At 48.2% G+C, this 16,959-nt stretch carries 17 protein-coding genes; 12 read left to right on the plus strand and 5 right to left on the minus strand.

Annotated features, from left to right (window positions below):
• The first annotated feature begins 10 nt into the window (after nucleotides 1-10).
• Nucleotides 11-1,375: an L-serine ammonia-lyase gene (gene sdaA, locus DUT67_RS11445; protein ID WP_048260281.1), complete on the plus strand. Its 1,365-nt coding sequence runs from the start codon at nucleotides 11-13 to the stop codon at nucleotides 1,373-1,375.
• A gap of 158 nt (nucleotides 1,376-1,533) precedes the next feature.
• Here sdaA and DUT67_RS11450 read toward each other — a convergent pair whose 3' ends face one another.
• The gene (locus DUT67_RS11450) at nucleotides 1,534-2,475 is read right to left on the minus strand and encodes a LysR family transcriptional regulator (protein ID WP_113631945.1); all 942 of its coding nucleotides are present in this window, start codon (nucleotides 2,473-2,475) and stop codon (nucleotides 1,534-1,536) included.
• A 102-nt stretch (nucleotides 2,476-2,577) separates the two neighbouring features.
• Here DUT67_RS11450 and DUT67_RS11455 point away from each other — a divergent pair, with 102 nt between their 5' ends.
• Together DUT67_RS11455 and DUT67_RS11460 are read left to right on the plus strand one after the other, a co-directional pair.
• The gene (locus DUT67_RS11455) at nucleotides 2,578-3,210 is read left to right on the plus strand and encodes an NADPH-dependent F420 reductase (protein WP_113631944.1); all 633 of its coding nucleotides are present in this window, start codon (nucleotides 2,578-2,580) and stop codon (nucleotides 3,208-3,210) included.
• 30 nt (nucleotides 3,211-3,240) lie between these two features.
• Complete coding sequence (locus DUT67_RS11460; protein WP_223254581.1) at nucleotides 3,241-4,071, plus strand: isochorismatase family protein; 831 nt, start codon at nucleotides 3,241-3,243, stop codon at nucleotides 4,069-4,071.
• A 199-nt stretch (nucleotides 4,072-4,270) separates the two neighbouring features.
• On the opposite strand, the gene DUT67_RS11465 is transcribed toward DUT67_RS11460, so the two are convergent.
• Nucleotides 4,271-5,827: a TerC family protein gene (locus tag DUT67_RS11465; RefSeq protein ID WP_048260288.1), complete on the minus strand. Its 1,557-nt coding sequence runs from the start codon at nucleotides 5,825-5,827 to the stop codon at nucleotides 4,271-4,273.
• Nucleotides 5,828-6,396: 569 nt separating this feature from the next.
• Here DUT67_RS11465 and manX point away from each other — a divergent pair.
• From manX to mntP, 5 genes are all read left to right on the plus strand, one after another.
• Nucleotides 6,397-7,365, plus strand: coding sequence for a PTS mannose transporter subunit IIAB (manX, locus tag DUT67_RS11470; protein ID WP_113631942.1), 969 nt, complete (start codon nucleotides 6,397-6,399; stop codon nucleotides 7,363-7,365).
• A gap of 177 nt (nucleotides 7,366-7,542) precedes the next feature.
• The gene (locus tag DUT67_RS11475; protein ID WP_039291647.1) at nucleotides 7,543-8,340 is read left to right on the plus strand and encodes a PTS mannose/fructose/sorbose transporter subunit IIC; all 798 of its coding nucleotides are present in this window, start codon (nucleotides 7,543-7,545) and stop codon (nucleotides 8,338-8,340) included.
• A 14-nt stretch (nucleotides 8,341-8,354) separates the two neighbouring features.
• Nucleotides 8,355-9,197 carry a PTS mannose transporter subunit IID gene (locus DUT67_RS11480; RefSeq protein WP_113631941.1) on the plus strand — a complete coding sequence of 281 codons (843 nt, stop codon included), beginning with the start codon at nucleotides 8,355-8,357 and terminating at the stop codon, nucleotides 9,195-9,197.
• Between the two features lie 96 nt (nucleotides 9,198-9,293).
• A complete protein-coding gene (locus tag DUT67_RS11485; protein WP_223254588.1) occupies nucleotides 9,294-9,728 on the plus strand; it encodes a DUF986 family protein in 435 nt (144 codons plus the stop codon).
• 428 nt (nucleotides 9,729-10,156) lie between these two features.
• Complete coding sequence (gene mntP, locus DUT67_RS11490) at nucleotides 10,157-10,729, plus strand: manganese efflux pump MntP (protein WP_048260298.1); 573 nt, start codon at nucleotides 10,157-10,159, stop codon at nucleotides 10,727-10,729.
• A gap of 247 nt (nucleotides 10,730-10,976) precedes the next feature.
• Here the strand turns inward: mntP and rlmA are convergent, their stop codons facing one another.
• From rlmA to DUT67_RS11505, 3 genes are all read right to left on the minus strand, one after another.
• Nucleotides 10,977-11,807: a 23S rRNA (guanine(745)-N(1))-methyltransferase gene (rlmA, locus tag DUT67_RS11495; RefSeq protein WP_113631939.1), complete on the minus strand. Its 831-nt coding sequence runs from the start codon at nucleotides 11,805-11,807 to the stop codon at nucleotides 10,977-10,979.
• 127 nt (nucleotides 11,808-11,934) lie between these two features.
• On the minus strand, nucleotides 11,935-12,144 hold the full coding sequence (gene cspE / locus DUT67_RS11500; protein WP_005968829.1) for a transcription antiterminator/RNA stability regulator CspE: 210 nt from the start codon (nucleotides 12,142-12,144) through the stop codon (nucleotides 11,935-11,937).
• A 41-nt stretch (nucleotides 12,145-12,185) separates the two neighbouring features.
• Nucleotides 12,186-12,302, minus strand: a complete 117-nt coding sequence (locus tag DUT67_RS11505) for a DUF2627 domain-containing protein (RefSeq protein ID WP_085996916.1) — start codon at nucleotides 12,300-12,302, stop codon at nucleotides 12,186-12,188.
• Nucleotides 12,303-13,251: 949 nt separating this feature from the next.
• On the opposite strand from DUT67_RS11505, the gene DUT67_RS11510 reads away from it, so the two are divergent.
• Genes DUT67_RS11510 through DUT67_RS11525 form a run of 4 tightly spaced genes read left to right on the plus strand, consistent with a single transcriptional unit; the run spans nucleotide 13,252 to nucleotide 16,770 of the window.
• Nucleotides 13,252-14,166, plus strand: coding sequence for a metal ABC transporter substrate-binding protein (locus tag DUT67_RS11510; protein WP_113631938.1), 915 nt, complete (start codon nucleotides 13,252-13,254; stop codon nucleotides 14,164-14,166).
• Nucleotides 14,163-15,053 (plus strand): manganese/iron ABC transporter ATP-binding protein, encoded by an 891-nt coding sequence (locus DUT67_RS11515; RefSeq protein WP_048260304.1) that lies wholly within the window; start codon nucleotides 14,163-14,165, stop codon nucleotides 15,051-15,053. The genes DUT67_RS11510 and DUT67_RS11515 overlap by 4 nt, the downstream gene beginning before the upstream one ends.
• Nucleotides 15,053-15,916, plus strand: coding sequence for a metal ABC transporter permease (locus DUT67_RS11520; protein ID WP_113625898.1), 864 nt, complete (start codon nucleotides 15,053-15,055; stop codon nucleotides 15,914-15,916). The genes DUT67_RS11515 and DUT67_RS11520 overlap by 1 nt, the downstream gene beginning before the upstream one ends.
• Entirely contained in the window at nucleotides 15,913-16,770 is an 858-nt protein-coding gene (locus DUT67_RS11525; RefSeq protein WP_113631937.1) for a metal ABC transporter permease, read from the plus strand. The genes DUT67_RS11520 and DUT67_RS11525 overlap by 4 nt, the downstream gene beginning before the upstream one ends.
• The last annotated feature ends 189 nt before the right edge of the window (nucleotides 16,771-16,959 follow it).

Raw genomic sequence — 16,959 nt, forward strand, 5'->3', positions numbered from 1 at the left:
GGAGTTTCGCGTGATAAGCGTTTTCGACATGTTTAAGATCGGTATTGGCCCCTCTAGCTCTCATACGGTTGGACCGATGAAAGCCGGTAAGCAATTTGTCGATGAATTGATCAATCAGGATTTACTGACCGCGACTACGCGTATTGCCGTCGATGTGTATGGCTCGCTGTCGCTGACAGGTAAAGGGCACCATACGGATATCGCCATCATCATGGGCCTGGCGGGTAACATGCCGGACACCGTTGATATTGATGCGATTCCCGGCTTTATCCGCGATGTTGAGCAACGCGGACGCCTGTTGCTGGCTAACGGACAGCACGAGGTCGATTTCCCACGCGAAGGTGGGATGGTTTTCCGCAGCGAAAATTTACCGTTGCATGAAAATGGTATGACCATCACCGCCTTTGCCAGCAATAAAGAAATTTATAGCAAAACCTATTACTCTATCGGCGGTGGCTTCATCGTTGATGCCGAGAATTTTGGCAAAGACGCCGCCAACGACGTCTCCGTTCCTTATACATTCAATTCTGCCAAAGAGATGCTGGACCACTGTAAACAGAATGGTCTGTCGCTTTCCGGGATGGTGATGCGGAACGAGCTGGCACTGCATAGCCGACAGGATATTGACGCGTACTTTGCCGACATTTGGCAGACAATGCGTGCCTGTATCGATCGCGGCATGAACACCGAAGGCGTTTTACCCGGCCCGCTGCGCGTTCCTCGTCGCGCTTCAGCGCTGCGTCGTATACTGGTGTCTTCCGATAAGCTATCCAACGACCCGATGAACGTGGTGGACTGGGTTAATATGTTCGCGCTGGCAGTGAATGAAGAAAATGCCGCGGGGGGCCGTGTGGTAACCGCACCAACGAATGGCGCATGCGGTATCGTCCCAGCCGTCCTCGCCTATTACGACCACTTCATCGAGCCGGTTAGCCCAACCATTTATATTCGTTATTTCCTCGCGGCAGGCGCAGTTGGCATTCTGTACAAAATGAACGCCTCTATCTCCGGTGCTGAAGTAGGCTGTCAGGGTGAAGTGGGCGTAGCCTGCTCCATGGCAGCCGCTGGGCTGGCAGAACTGATGGGCGCTAGCCCAGAACAAGTCTGCGTCGCTGCCGAGATCGGGATGGAACACAATCTGGGCCTAACCTGCGATCCGGTTGCGGGCCAAGTACAGGTTCCGTGCATCGAACGCAACGCGATTGCCTCCGTTAAGGCGATTAACGCCGCTCGCATGGCTACCCGCCGCACCAGTGAAGCCCGTGTATCGCTGGATAAGGTCATTGAAACCATGTACGAGACGGGTAAAGACATGAACGCCAAATACCGTGAAACCTCACGAGGCGGGCTGGCGATCAAAGTCCAATGTGATTAAAAGAACTAGGCGATCGAACAGGAGGCGGGGTGTCCCCGCCATCCTTTCCCACATCTTCTGGCTACCTCTGAAAATTCAATTTATTTAATAAAGCCTTCTTAATCATAAAGCGCTAAGCGCTATTTGTCGTAATAGGCAGATATTCAATGATTGAACATTCAGTTTCCTGTTAACAATTTTTCCCACGGGTCATAAGCGGGCGATAGCCATGGCTTGGGACGTAAAGAGTCCGATAAAAAATCACGTAAAAGCTGCACTTTGAGGGGCAATAGGACGCGTGTAGGGTAAAGGGCATGTATTTCCAGTGTTTGCGCTTGCCATTCCGGGATAATTTCGACTAATTTCCCTTTTATAATATCACTGTGTACCAGAAAATCTGGTTGCAAGATTATCCCTTGGCTTTCGATAGCGAGAAGTCGGCATGTTGCGCCGCTATTAACATTGAGACGCGGATGGGTGCTAACTTTTATCTGTTCTCTTTTTTCCTTACAGAATAACCATTCGTTGCCACTGGCGTTATAACTATAAGCAATGACTACATGTTTATCTAAGTCTGTCGGGTGTGTTGGTGTCCCCCGTAAGCGAAGGTATTCGGGTGAGGCGCACAATATCAGACGCGTTGTTGCCAACAGAGAGGATACCAGCGTTGAATCAGGTAAATTGCCGATGCGAACCACTAAATCGTAGCCTTCTTCCACTGGATCGACGTTACGATCAGAAAGAACAATATCGAGCTCAACTTTCGGATTTCTATCCATAAACTGTCCCCATAGCGGAGCCAATTGAAGTACACCGAAATCCTGCGGTACACCGATTCGCAAACGCCCATGTGCTTGATTGGCTCGTGCGCAAACTTGGTTTTCGGCCTCCTCGATAACCGATAACACCTCTTTACAGCGTTGATAATAAGTCTGCCCCTCACTCGTCAGAGAAATACGCCGGGTGGTACGGTGAAGTAACCTCACCCCCAAAAACTTTTCAAGTTCAATAACCTGGCGTGATACTGCCGGTTTAGAAAACCCCGTACTTTCCACCGCTTTGACAAAACTTCCTGCCTTAACTACGGCAACAAAGGTCGTCATCGCTTGTAATTTATCCATAGTCTCCTCCAGAGAGACAATATATCTATTTATCCCTTATTTATCATTATCAGCATTACTAATAAAGTGTCGTGGATACTTTTATTACACGAGGATTACACAATGAGAATTGCCGTTATAGGTACTGGAAATATGGGACAAGGGTTCGTCAAGCAACTTACGTTAGCTGGGCATGAAGTCCGTGTAACCGCGCGCGATCTCACAAAAGCCAGAGCGCTTGCAGCTCAATATCCGGGGGCTGTGGCAGTCGAGTCTGGTGACGCGTTGCGCGATTCAGACATAGCGATTTTGGCGGTAGGTTACAACGATGCGCACTCCGCATTACGCTCGCTTGGCGATCTAAAAGGGAAAGTGATTGTGGATATCACCAACCCACTCACAGCCGATTACATGGGACTAACCCTTGGGCATAACACCTCAGCAGGAGAAGAAATCGCAAAAATGGTTCCGGAGGCTATTGTTGTTAAAGCATTTAACACCATTTTTGCTCAAGTTTTGTCAGAAGGGGCAAATTTTGCCCAGAATGCCACTGTCCCTGCTTTTTATGCCACAGATAGCGAATCCGCCAAAGAATCTGTCCGCGAATTAATCGAAAGTATAGGGTTCTCTCCAATATATTCGGGTGGCCTAAAAAACTCACGTTATCTGGAGCCGCTTGGCGGACTCAATATTTATTTTGGGTACGGTGCAAATAAAGGCACTCAAATTGCGCCGACTTGGATTAGTCGTATTTAAATCACTGTTTATTATTTTCTCGGGATAACTATGCCACGTACAAAATTGACTCAACTCTCTCTCGCTTTAACAATACTTTGCGTTTCTTCATTTTCTTTTGCGGAACAGAAATCAACCGATATTGTTAGTCCTATTACGGACAAAGTTTTGCCATATAAAACAAGCCCTTCAGACGCACGTAAAGCGGGTCGCGTGGCTTATGATAAACCGACGCCTGAAAATAGCATTATGTTATTTGTCGACCACCAAGTAGGTTTGATGGCTAGCGTTCGAGATTTTCAACAGGCATCAGGCTATAAAAACAATGTTATTGCCTTAGCGCAGATGGCGAAGGCATTGAATATTCCCGTATTAATTACAAGTTCCAATGCGCAATGGCAAAATGGCGATACGCTGCCGGAATTGAAAGAAATATTCAAAGATCAGCCGATTTACCGTCGTACGGGTATTATCAATGCTTATGAAGATCCGACGTTCCGTAAAGCTTTAGAAGATTTAGTGGCTAAAACTGGGCGTCGACACATTATCATTTCCGGTGTCACATTGGGAACGTGTGTAACCTTACCGACGTTGGCAATGATAAATGATGGGTACCAAGTGTATCCCGTTGTTGATGCATCTGGCGCATGGAGCAAATACGAAGCAGATGCCGCGATGCAGAGAATGACTGCGGCAGGCGCTGAGCTTGAAAGCGTGTTTGCACTTGGTGCAGAGCTGCAGGCAGACTGGAAAAACCCAACTGCTGACGCGATGCTTCCACCATTTATCAATGGATTGCCAGAATATGGCTGGGTATTACAGAACTATTGGAACAATGCTAACCAACATACCGTTCCAGACCCGTTCAAAGTGGTGAAGTAATAGACATCCGAACCAAGCGAGTAAACACCCTGTCAGCGCACTGCTCACAGGGTGTAATCATCACGCCGTTCATCTGGAATCAGAGACCTGATTCCAGATTGTTTATGACTCGCAGAAACGTACCAATACACTCAACCGACTGGCATTACACCAAATCATTGGCGGAGCTTTATTCTACAATCGCCCCGCAAAGCGCTAATTACGCGTCTTCATCCTCTTCCCGATCGACGATACGTTCTACACGCACCAGTTCAATACGGTATTCGGAAACCTCAATGATATGGAAGCGCAGGTTGTACAACTCAATGATGGCACCGACTTTCGGGAACTCATCGCTATGTGCCAGCAGCATCCCCGCTAGTGAAGCATACTCTTCCTTCGGATCAACCAGAACGCTGCTATCCACTACCTGTTGTAAAGCGTGGAGGTCCGTTCCGCCTTTCACCAACCAGCCTTCGCCGTCTGGGATGATATCCAACGTTTCGTCTTCATCCGGGAATTCACCCGCAATCGCTTCCAGCACGTCCAACGGCGTCACCAACCCTTGCACCACACCAAACTCGTTGGCGATGATAACCAGACTACCTTTAGCACGACGCAGAACAGGCAGCAGGTTTATCACATCCAGCGTTTCCGGCACCACAATTGGCGGGTTAGCGGCGGCAAAGCTTTCCACATCGGTCTGAGTTTCCAGCGCCACCAGCAGATCTTTAGCGCGGACGACACCGATAATTTCATCCAGAGAGCCGCGACATATTGGGAACAGGCTATGAGGCGTGTCCAGCAATTGCATCCGGATCTGTTCAACAGAACTGCCACTATCTACCCAGGAAATTTCAGTACGCGGCGTCATCACGCTGCGCAGCGAACGCGAGGCTAATGTCAGCACACCGCTGATCATATTGCGCTCTTCCTCAGCAAATTCTTCTGTCGTGAGCTTCTTCTGCGGTTCATCCGCATCCACATCGTCCATGTTTTTCCGTGAGCCCATCAGGCGCAGAATGGCCTCTGCGGTACGTTCACGCAAAGGACGGTGCGACTGATGCTTCATAAAGTTATGACGGGCAATTTGGTTAAACAATTCGATCAGGATAGAGAAACCAATCGCTGCATACAGGTAGCCTTTCGGAATATGGAAGCCAAAACCTTCCGCCATCAGGCTCAGACCAATCATCAGCAAGAAGCTGAGACACAGGACAACCACCGTTGGGTGCTCGTTGACGAAGTTGGTCAGTGGTTTAGAAGCAATCAGCATGACGCCCATAGCAATGATCACTGCCGTCATCATGACGCCCAGGTGATCCACCATCCCCACCGCGGTAATGACGGCATCCAGCGAGAACACCGCATCCAGCACGACGATCTGCGCAACCACGGCCCAGAAGCTGGCATGCGCGCGATTACCATTGCCATCGTGCGTTTTATTCTCTAGCCGTTCATGCAACTCCACTGTGGCTTTAAATAGTAGGAATACCCCACCGAACAGCAGAATCAGGTCACGACCCGAGAAGCTGAAATCGCCAACGCTAAACAATGGACGCGTCAGTGTGACCATCCAGGAAATCAAAGACAACAGGCCCAGACGCATGAACAACGCCAGGCTTAAACCGATAATGCGGGCTTTATCTCGCTGCTTGGGGGGTAATTTATCCGCCAAAATAGCGATAAACACCAAATTGTCGATACCCAGAACAATTTCAAGTACCACCAGCGTCAATAGGCCTGCCCAGATTGAAGGATCTAGCAAAAATTCCATGTCAGACTCCAGAAAATGAACGAGCAGATGACATCAATGCATGAGCCGCATTGAATGGTAATAAAAAGAGTTGGTGTGAATCAGAGAGATTCTGAATGTGGTCGGAGTGACCAGCTGAGTACAGAAAACCGCCAGCATTAGCGGGGAAACAGAGAACAGTTTGTCGGTGACAGTCCATGGGAAGGGCTGATGCCCGGTGCTCCTAAGCAATTATTGGGATGTTTACTCTAACAGGTTGTTACCATTTTTCACAAAGAATTTCGTAGACCCGCTTCGCATTGATAACACGTTCAAATTTTCCTATTCCGCGCCATTTTAGTCCCCTGCTTAACTGGTCAGCATTAGAGCATCATCACACTATTTATTTTTTCGATAAGTAAAATAAATCCGTCAGTCACGATTTCTCGCCTGACAACCTGGAGGAATACAGTGAATGTCATGAATCCACGGTAAAATTTTTTCTTGCAGCCATACTAATACCGCGACGGTTAACGTTTTCACTACCGGAACGTTAACTCTGTTTCCTGACACATTGACTCTTTTTGATCGTGAACGTGAGGAGGTAGCAAGTGAGTATTGCAATCATGTTATGCACTCACGGCGCCACTGCGGGACCGCTGTTAAAGACAGCAGAAATGATTCTTGGTGAACAAAGTAATGTCGCCTGGATTGATTTCGTTCCCGGAGAAAACGCCGAAACATTGATAGAAAAATATCAGGAAAAACTCACGCACTTAGACACATCGCAAGGCGTGCTGTTTCTCGTTGATACCTGGGGTGGCAGCCCGTTTAACGCCGCCAGTCGCCTCGTCACAGATAAAGAAAACCATGATGTTATCGCCGGCGTGAATATCCCCATGCTGGCGGAAACCTTTATGGCTCGGGATGATAATCCGTCCTTCTCCGATCTGGTTTCTATTGCACTCGAAGCTGGCAGAGATGGCGTCAAGGCGCTGAAGCATCAGGAAAAACCCAAAGCCCCCCCTCTTTCTCCTCCACCGCCCCCCAAAGCCAACGCTGTACCTACACCGGCAGGTCCCGGCGAACATATGAAGATTGGGTTGGCACGCATCGACGACCGTCTGATTCATGGTCAGGTCGCCACCCGTTGGACGAAAGAAACCAATGTTTCGCGTATTATTGTTATCAGCGATGAAGTCGCTGCCGATCACGTGCGTAAAACGTTGCTGACTCAGGTTGCGCCACCGGGCGTTACCGCACACGTGGTGGATGTGGCAAAAGCCGTTCGTGTTTATGACAACCCGAAATATGCCACCGATCGTGTGATGTTACTGTTCACCAATCCGACGGATGTATTAACGCTGATCGAAAATGGCGTAAAAATCACCTCGGTCAATATTGGCGGCATGGCGTTCAAACAGGGGAAAACGCAGGTAAATAATGCCGTTTCTATCGATGAGAAGGATATTGTGGCATTTCGTGAATTAGATAAACGCGGTATTGAATTGGAGGTTCGGAAAGTATCAACCGATTCCCGGATTAAAATGATGGACTTGATTAACAAAATGCCGCGTTGATGCCTGTCTCGATACGAAGGCTATTAACGTTAACATCACCATCAATAATAGTTTTATAGACCTGGCGATTTTCAAAATATGCATTTATGTCGATATTGAAAAGCTTTATGTCGACATAGAAAATCAATGGGGATGGCGATTTATTTTTACTCAGACGCATTTTATAGGAGAAGTACGATGGAGATTACCACACTTCAAATTGTGCTGATATTTATCGTCGCGTGTGTTTCGGGGATGGGTTCAATTCTCGATGAATTTCAGTTCCACCGTCCACTCGTTGCTTGTACGCTGATTGGCGCAGTATTAGGTGATTTAAAAACCGGGATCATTATTGGCGGTACGCTGGAAATGATCGCATTAGGCTGGATGAACATCGGTGCGGCAGTCGCACCCGATGCGGCGCTGGCTTCCATTATCTCAACCATTCTGGTGATTGCTGGTGGTCAGGGGATTGGTGCAGGGATTGCTCTGGCGATTCCACTCGCTGCCGCTGGGCAAGTATTGACCATTATTGTTCGTACCATCACCGTCGCGTTCCAACATGCGGCAGACAGTGCGGCAGAGCGAGGTAACCTGACGGCTATCAGTTGGATTCATGTTTCTGCTCTGCTACTTCAGGCGATGCGTATCGCGATTCCTGCGGTTATTGTCGCAGTCTCTGTCGGTACTGACGCCGTTCACGCCCTGCTGAACTCCATCCCAGACGTTGTCACCAATGGCCTGAATATCGCAGGTGGGATGATTGTTGTCGTCGGTTACGCGATGGTCATCAACATGATGCGTGCGGGCTACCTGATGCCGTTCTTCTATCTTGGCTTCGTTACCGCTGCGTTCACTGAGTTCAACCTGGTCGCTCTGGGCGTAATCGGTATTGTGATGGCGGTGCTGTATATCCAACTCAGCCCGAAATATAACAAGGTTCAAGGCCAGTCTGTTACATCAGGCAATAACGGTCTTGATAACGAACTGGATTAACAGGAGTGAGAAAAATGGTCGAAAATAAGAATGTCAAAAAACTCACTGACAGCGACATCCGCGCGGTGTTTATCCGTTCCAACCTATTTCAAGGTTCCTGGAACTTTGAACGTATGCAGGCACTCGGTTTCTGTTTTTCCATGGTGCCAGTGATTCGTCGTCTTTATCCTGAAAATTCGGAAGAGCGTAAGCAAGCGATCAAGCGCCATCTCGAATTCTTCAACACACAGCCTTTTGTTGCCGCTCCGATACTCGGCGTAACCATGGCAATGGAAGAGCAACGAGCTAACGGTGCCCCCATTGATGACGCAGCGATAAACGGCCTAAAAGTCGGGCTGATGGGGCCATTGGCTGGCGTTGGCGACCCGATATTCTGGGGCACCGCACGTCCGGTATTCGCTGCGCTAGGCGCGGGGATTGCCATGAGCGGCAGTCTGCTGGGGCCGGTTCTCTTCTTTGTCCTGTTTAACCTGATTCGCCTGTTGGTGCGTTACTATGGCGTCGCCTACGGTTACCGCAAAGGGATCGATATCGTCAGTGATATGGGCGGCGGCTTCCTGCAAAAAATGACCGAAGCGGCGTCAATCCTAGGCTTGTTTGTCATGGGGGCATTGGTCAATAAATGGACCCACGTCAATATACCGATGGTGGTGTCGACAGTGACGAACCAGAACGGGGAAACCACGGTAACCACGGTTCAATCCATTCTTGACCAGCTCATGCCGGGGCTCGTTCCCCTGCTGCTGACGTTCGGCTGTATGTGGCTGTTACGGCGCAAGGTGAACGCGCTGTGGCTGATTATGGGCTTCTTCGCCATTGGTATCTTCGGATACTGGATCGGCCTGCTAGGCGTGTAGAATCCAACAGCCGGGCGTCAATGCGTCCGGCTGTTTTTTATTCACTGATACGAACCGACAAAGGTAATACGGATGACGATAACGGACATCGCACTAGTGGTACTGATTGCTTTAGCACTGACGTATGCCATCTATGACGAATTCATCATGGATAAACTTAAAGGGAAAACAAAACTCCTCGTTCCTTTAAAGCGGATGAACCGGCTCGACACGCTGATTTTCATTGGTTTAGTGGGTATTCTTATTTATCAGAATGTGATGAGTAATGGTGCCATTATCACAACCTATCTTTTGATTTCCCTAGCCTTCATGGCATGCTATCTGGCCTATATTCGCCGTCCCAAACTACTTTTTAAATCGACCGGTTTCTTTTATGCAAATATATTCATTCCTTATACCAGAATTAAAAATATGAATTTATCTGAAGATGGGGTGTTAGTTATCGATCTTGAGAAACGCCGTTTATTGATACAGGTTACTCAGCTCGATGATTTAGAAAAAATATATAAATTTATGATTGAAAATCAATGAGGTAAATTTACCTTTCAAATTATCTAAAATATCTTCAGATATACACCTTATATTTTGATGGTATTTTAACCCCAATAACATTGTCGTTATTTTATACGATCCCTCGTCACCGACAAGCAAATGAAAATAATTATCAATTGCATTGTTAACACTTAAAACTTTTAGTGTTGTTTGCATCATAAATAATATGGTAAGGTTGCGCCGTCATTGGGGAGTAGCCGATTTCTGATTAGTAAATACTCATTAGTAACCTTTCAGAAATGCTCGTATCAACATACTCGTTCTATATCCATATTACTGGGGTATAAAACGTGGTGCGGGCGGCCAAGCGTGATTGGCAGGCGAGACCATAGACACGTAAGATCATCATTCGGGTTGGGGATGATCTGCGTGTATATGGTTAATCGTCCAGCCGAGGCTATTTTACAATGAATATGTCAGCAACACTTATCCTAGCATTTGGTATGTCAATGGATGCCTTCGCCGCGTCAATCGGTAAAGGTGCCGTCCTGCATAATCCTCGTTTCCGTGATGCGATCCGTACTGGTCTCATTTTTGGCGTTATCGAAGCCATTACCCCGCTCATCGGCTGGGCGCTTGGTTTTTTTGCCAGCCAATATATTCTCGAATGGGATCACTGGGTTGCCTTTACGCTGTTATTGATTCTCGGTGGCCGCATGGTCGTTGAAGGATTTAAAGGTTCCTCAGACTGTCGCTGCGAACCAGTCAAAAATCATAGTTTGGCGCTGTTAGTTTGTACTGCGATCGCCACTAGCCTGGATGCCATGGCAATTGGCGTCGGTTTAGCATTTCTTCAAGTCAATATCTTCCATACTGCGATGGTTATTGGCTGCGCCACCATGATTATGGTTACGATTGGGATGATGATTGGCCGCTATATCGGTCCAATTCTCGGTAAAAAAGCAGAAATTATAGGTGGGCTGGTTCTGATTGGTATCGGCTGTAATATCCTGTACGAACATCTCGGCTACGCCGCCTGATATACCCGTCATACTTCACGTTGCTTGTGCGTTGGCAGCCCTTACTCACCCCAGTCACTTACTTATGTAAGCTCCTGGGGATTCGCGCAGTTGCCGCGTTACAAGGCCCATAAATGAGCCTTGCCCTAGAGGGCCAACGCTTTGACGTTGTTCAAAACGCTAGCGTTTTGTCACGCAACGCGAATTATTTAGGGTATAAAAGCAATGGGCAGCCCACTACCGCGCTGCCCGTTTTTATTCTTCCCGATCACGCGTCAACATCGCTCTCAACACGCTGATGCAGGCGAATAATAAAATCCGTTTCACAACTAAACGCTGTGGTTGCCTGCAACAGCTCGCTCACGTCAGGTGTTGCCCGCCAGGCGAAAGGTGTCATTTGCAATAGCGCAGCAGCCTCACTTCCAGATAACTGCATGGGGTACGCGAGCGTCTGCCGATCCATCAGTTGAAAGCCTGCGAGCACTTCATCTTTGCTCGGGTGCAACAGCACCTCGTCGTAGACTTCCGACTTCAGTTGATAAAGATGCCGTGGCCCCGGAGACACCGTCACCACCCAGCCGCCAATCTTAATCGTACGCTGCAACTCCGCGTCATTACACGGCGCATAAATCTTTACCACAACATCAAGAGATTGATCGCGAAAAGGCAACCTCTGGCTGGAAGCAACACAGAACTCAACGTTGTCATACCGCTTTGCCGCACGCTGAATCGCTGCTTTGGAGACATCTAACCCATATATCGTCATCGCCCTGCGCGATGTAAGACGATGTGCAAGCTCTGCGGTGTAATACCCTTCCCCACAGCCGATATCCAGCAACGCAGCGGCATCATCCACAACAATATTATCAATATGTTGTGAGACTGCATCGCGCAGCGGTTGATAATGGCCGGCTTCCAGAAAGTTGCGCCGGGCTTGCATCATTTCCGCGCTATCGCCGGGTTGTTTCGAACGCTTAAACTGTACTGGCAACAGGTTGACGTACCCTTCTTTCGCACAGTCAAAGCTATGTTTACCGCACGTCCATTGCCGCGGGTGTCGCTCCAGAGGTAACTGGCATAGCGGACACTGATAACTCATCGGCACATTTTCCTCATTAAAAACGTCTTTATCGTATTACGGGTGTAGATAAAAGTATCACGAGTGCATATAAAACGCAGACAACAAAAAACCCGCACCATGGCGGGTTTTGCAACAGAGCTGTAAATTACAGCGCAGTGACGTTTACTGCGGAAGGACCTTTCTGGCCATCCTGAATTTCGAATTCTACGTTCTGGCCTTCAGCCAGAGTTTTGAAGCCGTTGCCTTGAATTGCAGAGAAATGTACGAATACATCTTTGCTGCCGTCAGCAGGAGTGATGAAACCAAAGCCTTTAGACTCGTTGAACCACTTAACCTGACCTTTAATCTTTGCCATTTCAAATATTTCCTTTAATTGTTTAAACCGCCAAAAAGGCGTTATACAGACAAACCAAAGTCGTTACTGCTTGAGGCACTAAGATAAGGATCGGCAGAGAAGCAACATGCAACGCTAAAGGTTGTACTTAAGTCTTCTTTACTGAAAATGCCATTCATATACAGAACTGTACCTCGTTTTACCCAGAAGCGTTATTACACACTATGTAAACGATGGCAAGGGCTTTTTTATCAGTCGTGGATGTGCCGCACAAATTCACATCATCATTGGTTCATTAATACGCGATAACGCAGTCTGTCTGCCTATATTCACATGCACCTTCTGACGCTAAGCAATAAGTGAATTTCAGATTCTATTATGTAAAAAAATACGCGACGACTGTCGCAATTCGAGCCAAAACGCCCATGCAATCATAACAAAAAGCTATAATTAACGTTCTTATATGAAGAGATATTGACCACTAGCGAAAAGCGAGCCAGACATCGACCACGCTTATATCAATGTTTAAAATCGATTGTCATTTTTATGCTATCTATATCTTTTGCATTAATACATTACATAATAGAAATTATTTATAGCCTAACCTTTCATTATGCTGGAAATTAACTTGCTTGAACCAGCAGTGCTATTAGTACCATCAAAAAAGTCAATAAGACCAAACTTGCCAACTTCCAACGTCGTTCTGATTTTGTGCTCATATCACTGACAATCCTTTTGTATAAAATAGAGACATCTCTCACATTCTTTATGGTTTATCGGCAAGCATCAGAATTTTCTTAAGCCTATAGAAGATTTATCTCGCTTTTTGGCGTAAATTTCACCATGTGTATAGCTATGTATAGTTGCAAGACAGTTCACTACTGTTACCGTTAGACTTTCGTTGTAACCTTAAGTACGATTCATTAAATTAAAGCAACATTTCTGTTACTAAAGGAGCATGATGCGTTCCTTACCTACGCAAGCGCGTGCTGCGAGCCTGCGAACAGTGATTTCTTGTGTCATGAGACACCCTTCAATATTAACTCCCCGCTCTTTTCTGCCTCTTGACTTAAATGATATTGATAATTATTCTCATATAACTCTTTCACGGTTTGTAAGGATATCCGCATGATTGGCTTTCACCTCCCTTTGTCCGCTCTGTTTCGCCGTGTTGCGCTGCCGTGCGCATTGCTGCTTTTAGCCAACACATCCGCTCAGGCGGCTGAAAAACTTAAAGTCATCACCACCTTTACCATCATTCAGGATATCGCACAAAACATCGCAGGCGATGCCGCAACCGTTGAGTCCATTACCAAACCCGGCGCAGAGATTCACGATTATCAACCGACACCGCGCGATATCGTGAAGACACAGTCGGCACAACTGGTGCTGTGGAACGGTATGAATCTCGAACGCTGGTTTACGCGCTTTTTCGAGAATGTGAAAAATGTCCCCGCCGTTGTGGTAACGGAAGGCATCACCCCGCTTCCTATCCGTGAAGGTGCCTATAATGGCAATCCGAACCCGCATGCCTGGATGTCACCCTCCAATGCGTTAATTTATATTGAAAATATCCGCAAAGGTCTGGTTCAAGCCGATCCGGCTAATGCAGAGACATACAACCGTAACGCGAAAGCCTATGCTGAAAAAATTAAGGCTCTCGACGCACCACTACGTGAACGTCTCGCCCGTATCCCAGAGCAGCAGCGTTGGTTAGTCACCAGTGAAGGTGCATTCAGCTATTTGGCGAAGGATTATCAGTTCAATGAAGTTTACCTCTGGCCAATCAATGCCGATGAGCAGGGTTCACCTCAGCAGGTACGCCGAGTAATTGACACCGTGCGTGAAAAAGCTATCCCTGTGGTATTCAGCGAGAGCACGATTTCCGATAAGCCAGCAAAACAGGTCAGCAAAGAAACGGGGGCGAAATATGGCGGCGTGCTGTATGTTGATTCGCTTTCTACAGAAAAAGGCCCCGTGCCGACCTATATCGACCTGTTACAAGTGACGGTGGAAACCATCGCTAAAGGATTTAATCAATGAGTAGTGATCGAGCAGTACAGTCATTAGAAGTCAATGATGTTTCGGTTACCTACAGCAACGGGCATCAAGCCATTCGCCACGCCTCATTTTCTCTGACTGGCGGAACGATTTGCGCCTTGGTTGGCGTAAACGGCAGCGGAAAATCGACGTTGTTCAAAAGCATCATGGGGTTGGTCAAACCAACCTCAGGGCAGGTACTGCTCAATCAGCAACCAATTTATCAAGCGCTGAAACAGAATCTGGTTGCCTATGTTCCACAAACAGAGGATGTGGACTGGAACTTCCCCGTTTTGGTTTCCGATGTGGTCATGATGGGACGCTATGGAAGAATGAATTTCCTGCGTATTCCCAGTAAACAAGACCGTGCGATTGTGGCGGAATCGTTGGAGCGTGTCGGACTTTCATCGCTGCAACATCGCCAGATCGGTGAACTGTCCGGTGGGCAGAAAAAGCGCGTTTTCCTGGCGCGGGCATTGGCTCAACAGGGCAGTGTTTTGCTGCTGGATGAGCCCTTTACCGGTGTAGACGTCAAAACAGAGAACGCGATCATCGATCTGCTTCGCACCTTGCGCGACGAAGGGCATTTGATTCTGGTGGCAACGCATAACCTCGGCAGCGTTCCCGAGTTTTGCGATAACGTTATTTTGGTCAATCGCACCGTTTTAGCCGCAGGACCGACGCACAGTACCTTTACCCAAAGCAATTTGGAGAAAACGTTCGGCGGCGTTCTACGGCACATTAACCTCGGGGGAGCTCACCTTCACGATGACGACGATGTCCGCTCTGTGACGGTGTTGACAGATGATGAGCGTCCGGCCGTGTTCTATGGTTCGACCAAGAGCGACCCTCCAGCGTCACGCGTGATACCGGAGGAGAAAAAGCCCTGATGATCGATATCCTGTTGCAGCCATTCAGCTATAACTACATGGTCAAAGCGATTTGGGTCAGCGCGATAGTCGGCGGCGTGTGCGCTTTTCTTTCAGCGTACCTGATGCTGAAAGGCTGGTCGCTGATGGGTGATGCACTCTCCCACTCCGTCGTTCCTGGGGTTGCTGGTGCCTATGCATTGGGCCTGCCCTACGCGGCCGGTGCGTTTTTTACCGGTATGCTCGCAGCCTTGGCAATGACTCTCATCCGCCACATTACCCGATTACGCGAAGATGCGATTATCGGCTTTATTTTCTCAACGTTTTTTGCTGTCGGCCTGCTGATTATTTCGCTCAATCCGACATCGGTTAACGTGCAGTCCATCATTTTTGGCAATATTTTAGGCATCGCCGACGAAGATGTCCTGCAAGTTGAAATCATTATCGGCGTGACGTTCGTGATTCTCTGTCTGCTGTGGAAGGATCTGCTGGCCGTGTTCTTTGATGAGAACCACGCACGCTCGATTGGTCTTTCCCCGCTGAAACTGAAAATTCTGTTCTTTACGCTGCTGAGTGCTTGCACTGTCGCAGCGCTGCAAACCGTCGGGGCGATTTTAGTCATCGCGATGGTGATTACGCCGGGTGCGACGGCTTACCTGCTCACCGACCGCTTTGGTCGTCTGGTTGTGATTTCTATTGCACTCGGCGCTATCACCAGCGCAGCAGGCGCGTATCTGAGCTTCTTCCTTGATGGTGCAACTGGCGGCGTGATTGTCACCTTACAAACCATCGTCTTCCTGTTGGCGTTTGTCTTTGCACCCAAGCATGGGTTACTCGCATCGCGCCGCCTGCGGTTACGCGATCAATCAGGAGATGCATTATGACGCTCATTAGCTGGCTAATTGATCCCCTGTCCTACCCGTTCATGCAGCGTGCGCTACTCGCCGCTGTGGTAACAGGAACCGTTTGTGCGGTGTTGTCATGCTATCTGGTGCTGAAAGGCTGGTCGCTAATGGGCGATGCCATTTCTCATGCCGTGCTGCCCGGCATCGTTGTCGCCTTCTTGCTGGGGATCCCGTTGGTTATTGGGGCTTTCGTATCCGGTATTTTTTGTGCGGTAGCGACGGGATACGTGAAAGAACACAGCCGGGTCAAAGAAGATACCGTAATGGGGATTATCTTTTCTGGCATGTTTGCGCTAGGGCTCGTTATGTTTGCGCGCATCGATACCGATCAGCATCTGAACCATATTCTGTTTGGTAACGTTCTGGGCATCACTCAGCAAGAACTGACGCAAATATTACTGATCGCCGGAGTGACGCTGGCTATCATCTTGTTAAAGCGTCGAGATTTCATGCTGTACTGCTTCGATCCCAATCATGCTCGCGTCATTGGCCTCCCTGTTAAGCTACTGCACTACGGGTTGCTGAGCCTGCTGGCGATGACCATCGTCGCATCCTTACAGGCCGTCGGCGTTATTTTAGTTATCGCGATGCTGATTGCGCCGGGCATTATTGCCTTCATGGTCTGTAAACGTTTCGAACGCATGGTGCTTGTCGCCACGTTAGTTTCCGTCGTTTCCTGTATTGCTGGCACCCTGATTAGTTTCTATATTGATGGCGCAACCGGCCCTTGCATCGTCATCGTTCAGGCGGTGTTCTTCACACTGGCGTTGACTTACCACCAGCTTAAACAGCGTCGTCAGGCGGCATCTCAGGCTGTCACCGACGCGCTGTAATATCCTCAGCCTTTTAGCATGGCGTAACCGGAAATAGCCGTCGGTTACGTCATTAAATGCTTTATTTCACTGCCTTATCTGCCGGATTGAGCGTCATCCTAACTCCGCTATTGTTAATTCCGACTATACTTGTTTCTCGCTATCTCAACCTATCGGTTCTCACTTTCCATTTTTATTGCGCTCAATGGG

This window comes from Pectobacterium peruviense (assembly GCF_003312355.2).
GTDB classification, from domain to species: Bacteria; Pseudomonadota; Gammaproteobacteria; order Enterobacterales; family Enterobacteriaceae; genus Pectobacterium; species Pectobacterium peruviense.

Excerpts from the sequence above, each read along its gene's own strand:
- DUT67_RS11480 (WP_113631941.1), top strand. The coding sequence starts at position 8,355 with ATGGTCGAAAATAAGAATGTCAAAAAACTCACTGACAGCGACATCCGC.
- DUT67_RS11450 (WP_113631945.1), bottom strand. The coding sequence starts at position 2,475 with ATGGATAAATTACAAGCGATGACGACCTTTGTTGCCGTAGTTAAGGCA.
- mntP (WP_048260298.1), top strand. The coding sequence starts at position 10,157 with ATGAATATGTCAGCAACACTTATCCTAGCATTTGGTATGTCAATGGAT.
- DUT67_RS11505 (WP_085996916.1), bottom strand. The coding sequence starts at position 12,302 with ATGAATGGCATTTTCAGTAAAGAAGACTTAAGTACAACCTTTAGCGTT.
- DUT67_RS11455 (WP_113631944.1), top strand. The coding sequence starts at position 2,578 with ATGAGAATTGCCGTTATAGGTACTGGAAATATGGGACAAGGGTTCGTC.
- DUT67_RS11520 (WP_113625898.1), top strand. The coding sequence starts at position 15,053 with ATGATCGATATCCTGTTGCAGCCATTCAGCTATAACTACATGGTCAAA.
- rlmA (WP_113631939.1), bottom strand. The coding sequence starts at position 11,807 with ATGAGTTATCAGTGTCCGCTATGCCAGTTACCTCTGGAGCGACACCCG.
- DUT67_RS11510 (WP_113631938.1), top strand. The coding sequence starts at position 13,252 with ATGATTGGCTTTCACCTCCCTTTGTCCGCTCTGTTTCGCCGTGTTGCG.
- cspE (WP_005968829.1), bottom strand. The coding sequence starts at position 12,144 with ATGGCAAAGATTAAAGGTCAGGTTAAGTGGTTCAACGAGTCTAAAGGC.
- DUT67_RS11525 (WP_113631937.1), top strand. The coding sequence starts at position 15,913 with ATGACGCTCATTAGCTGGCTAATTGATCCCCTGTCCTACCCGTTCATG.
- DUT67_RS11460 (WP_223254581.1), top strand. The coding sequence starts at position 3,241 with ATGCCACGTACAAAATTGACTCAACTCTCTCTCGCTTTAACAATACTT.
- DUT67_RS11475 (WP_039291647.1), top strand. The coding sequence starts at position 7,543 with ATGGAGATTACCACACTTCAAATTGTGCTGATATTTATCGTCGCGTGT.
- DUT67_RS11465 (WP_048260288.1), bottom strand. The coding sequence starts at position 5,827 with ATGGAATTTTTGCTAGATCCTTCAATCTGGGCAGGCCTATTGACGCTG.
- DUT67_RS11515 (WP_048260304.1), top strand. The coding sequence starts at position 14,163 with ATGAGTAGTGATCGAGCAGTACAGTCATTAGAAGTCAATGATGTTTCG.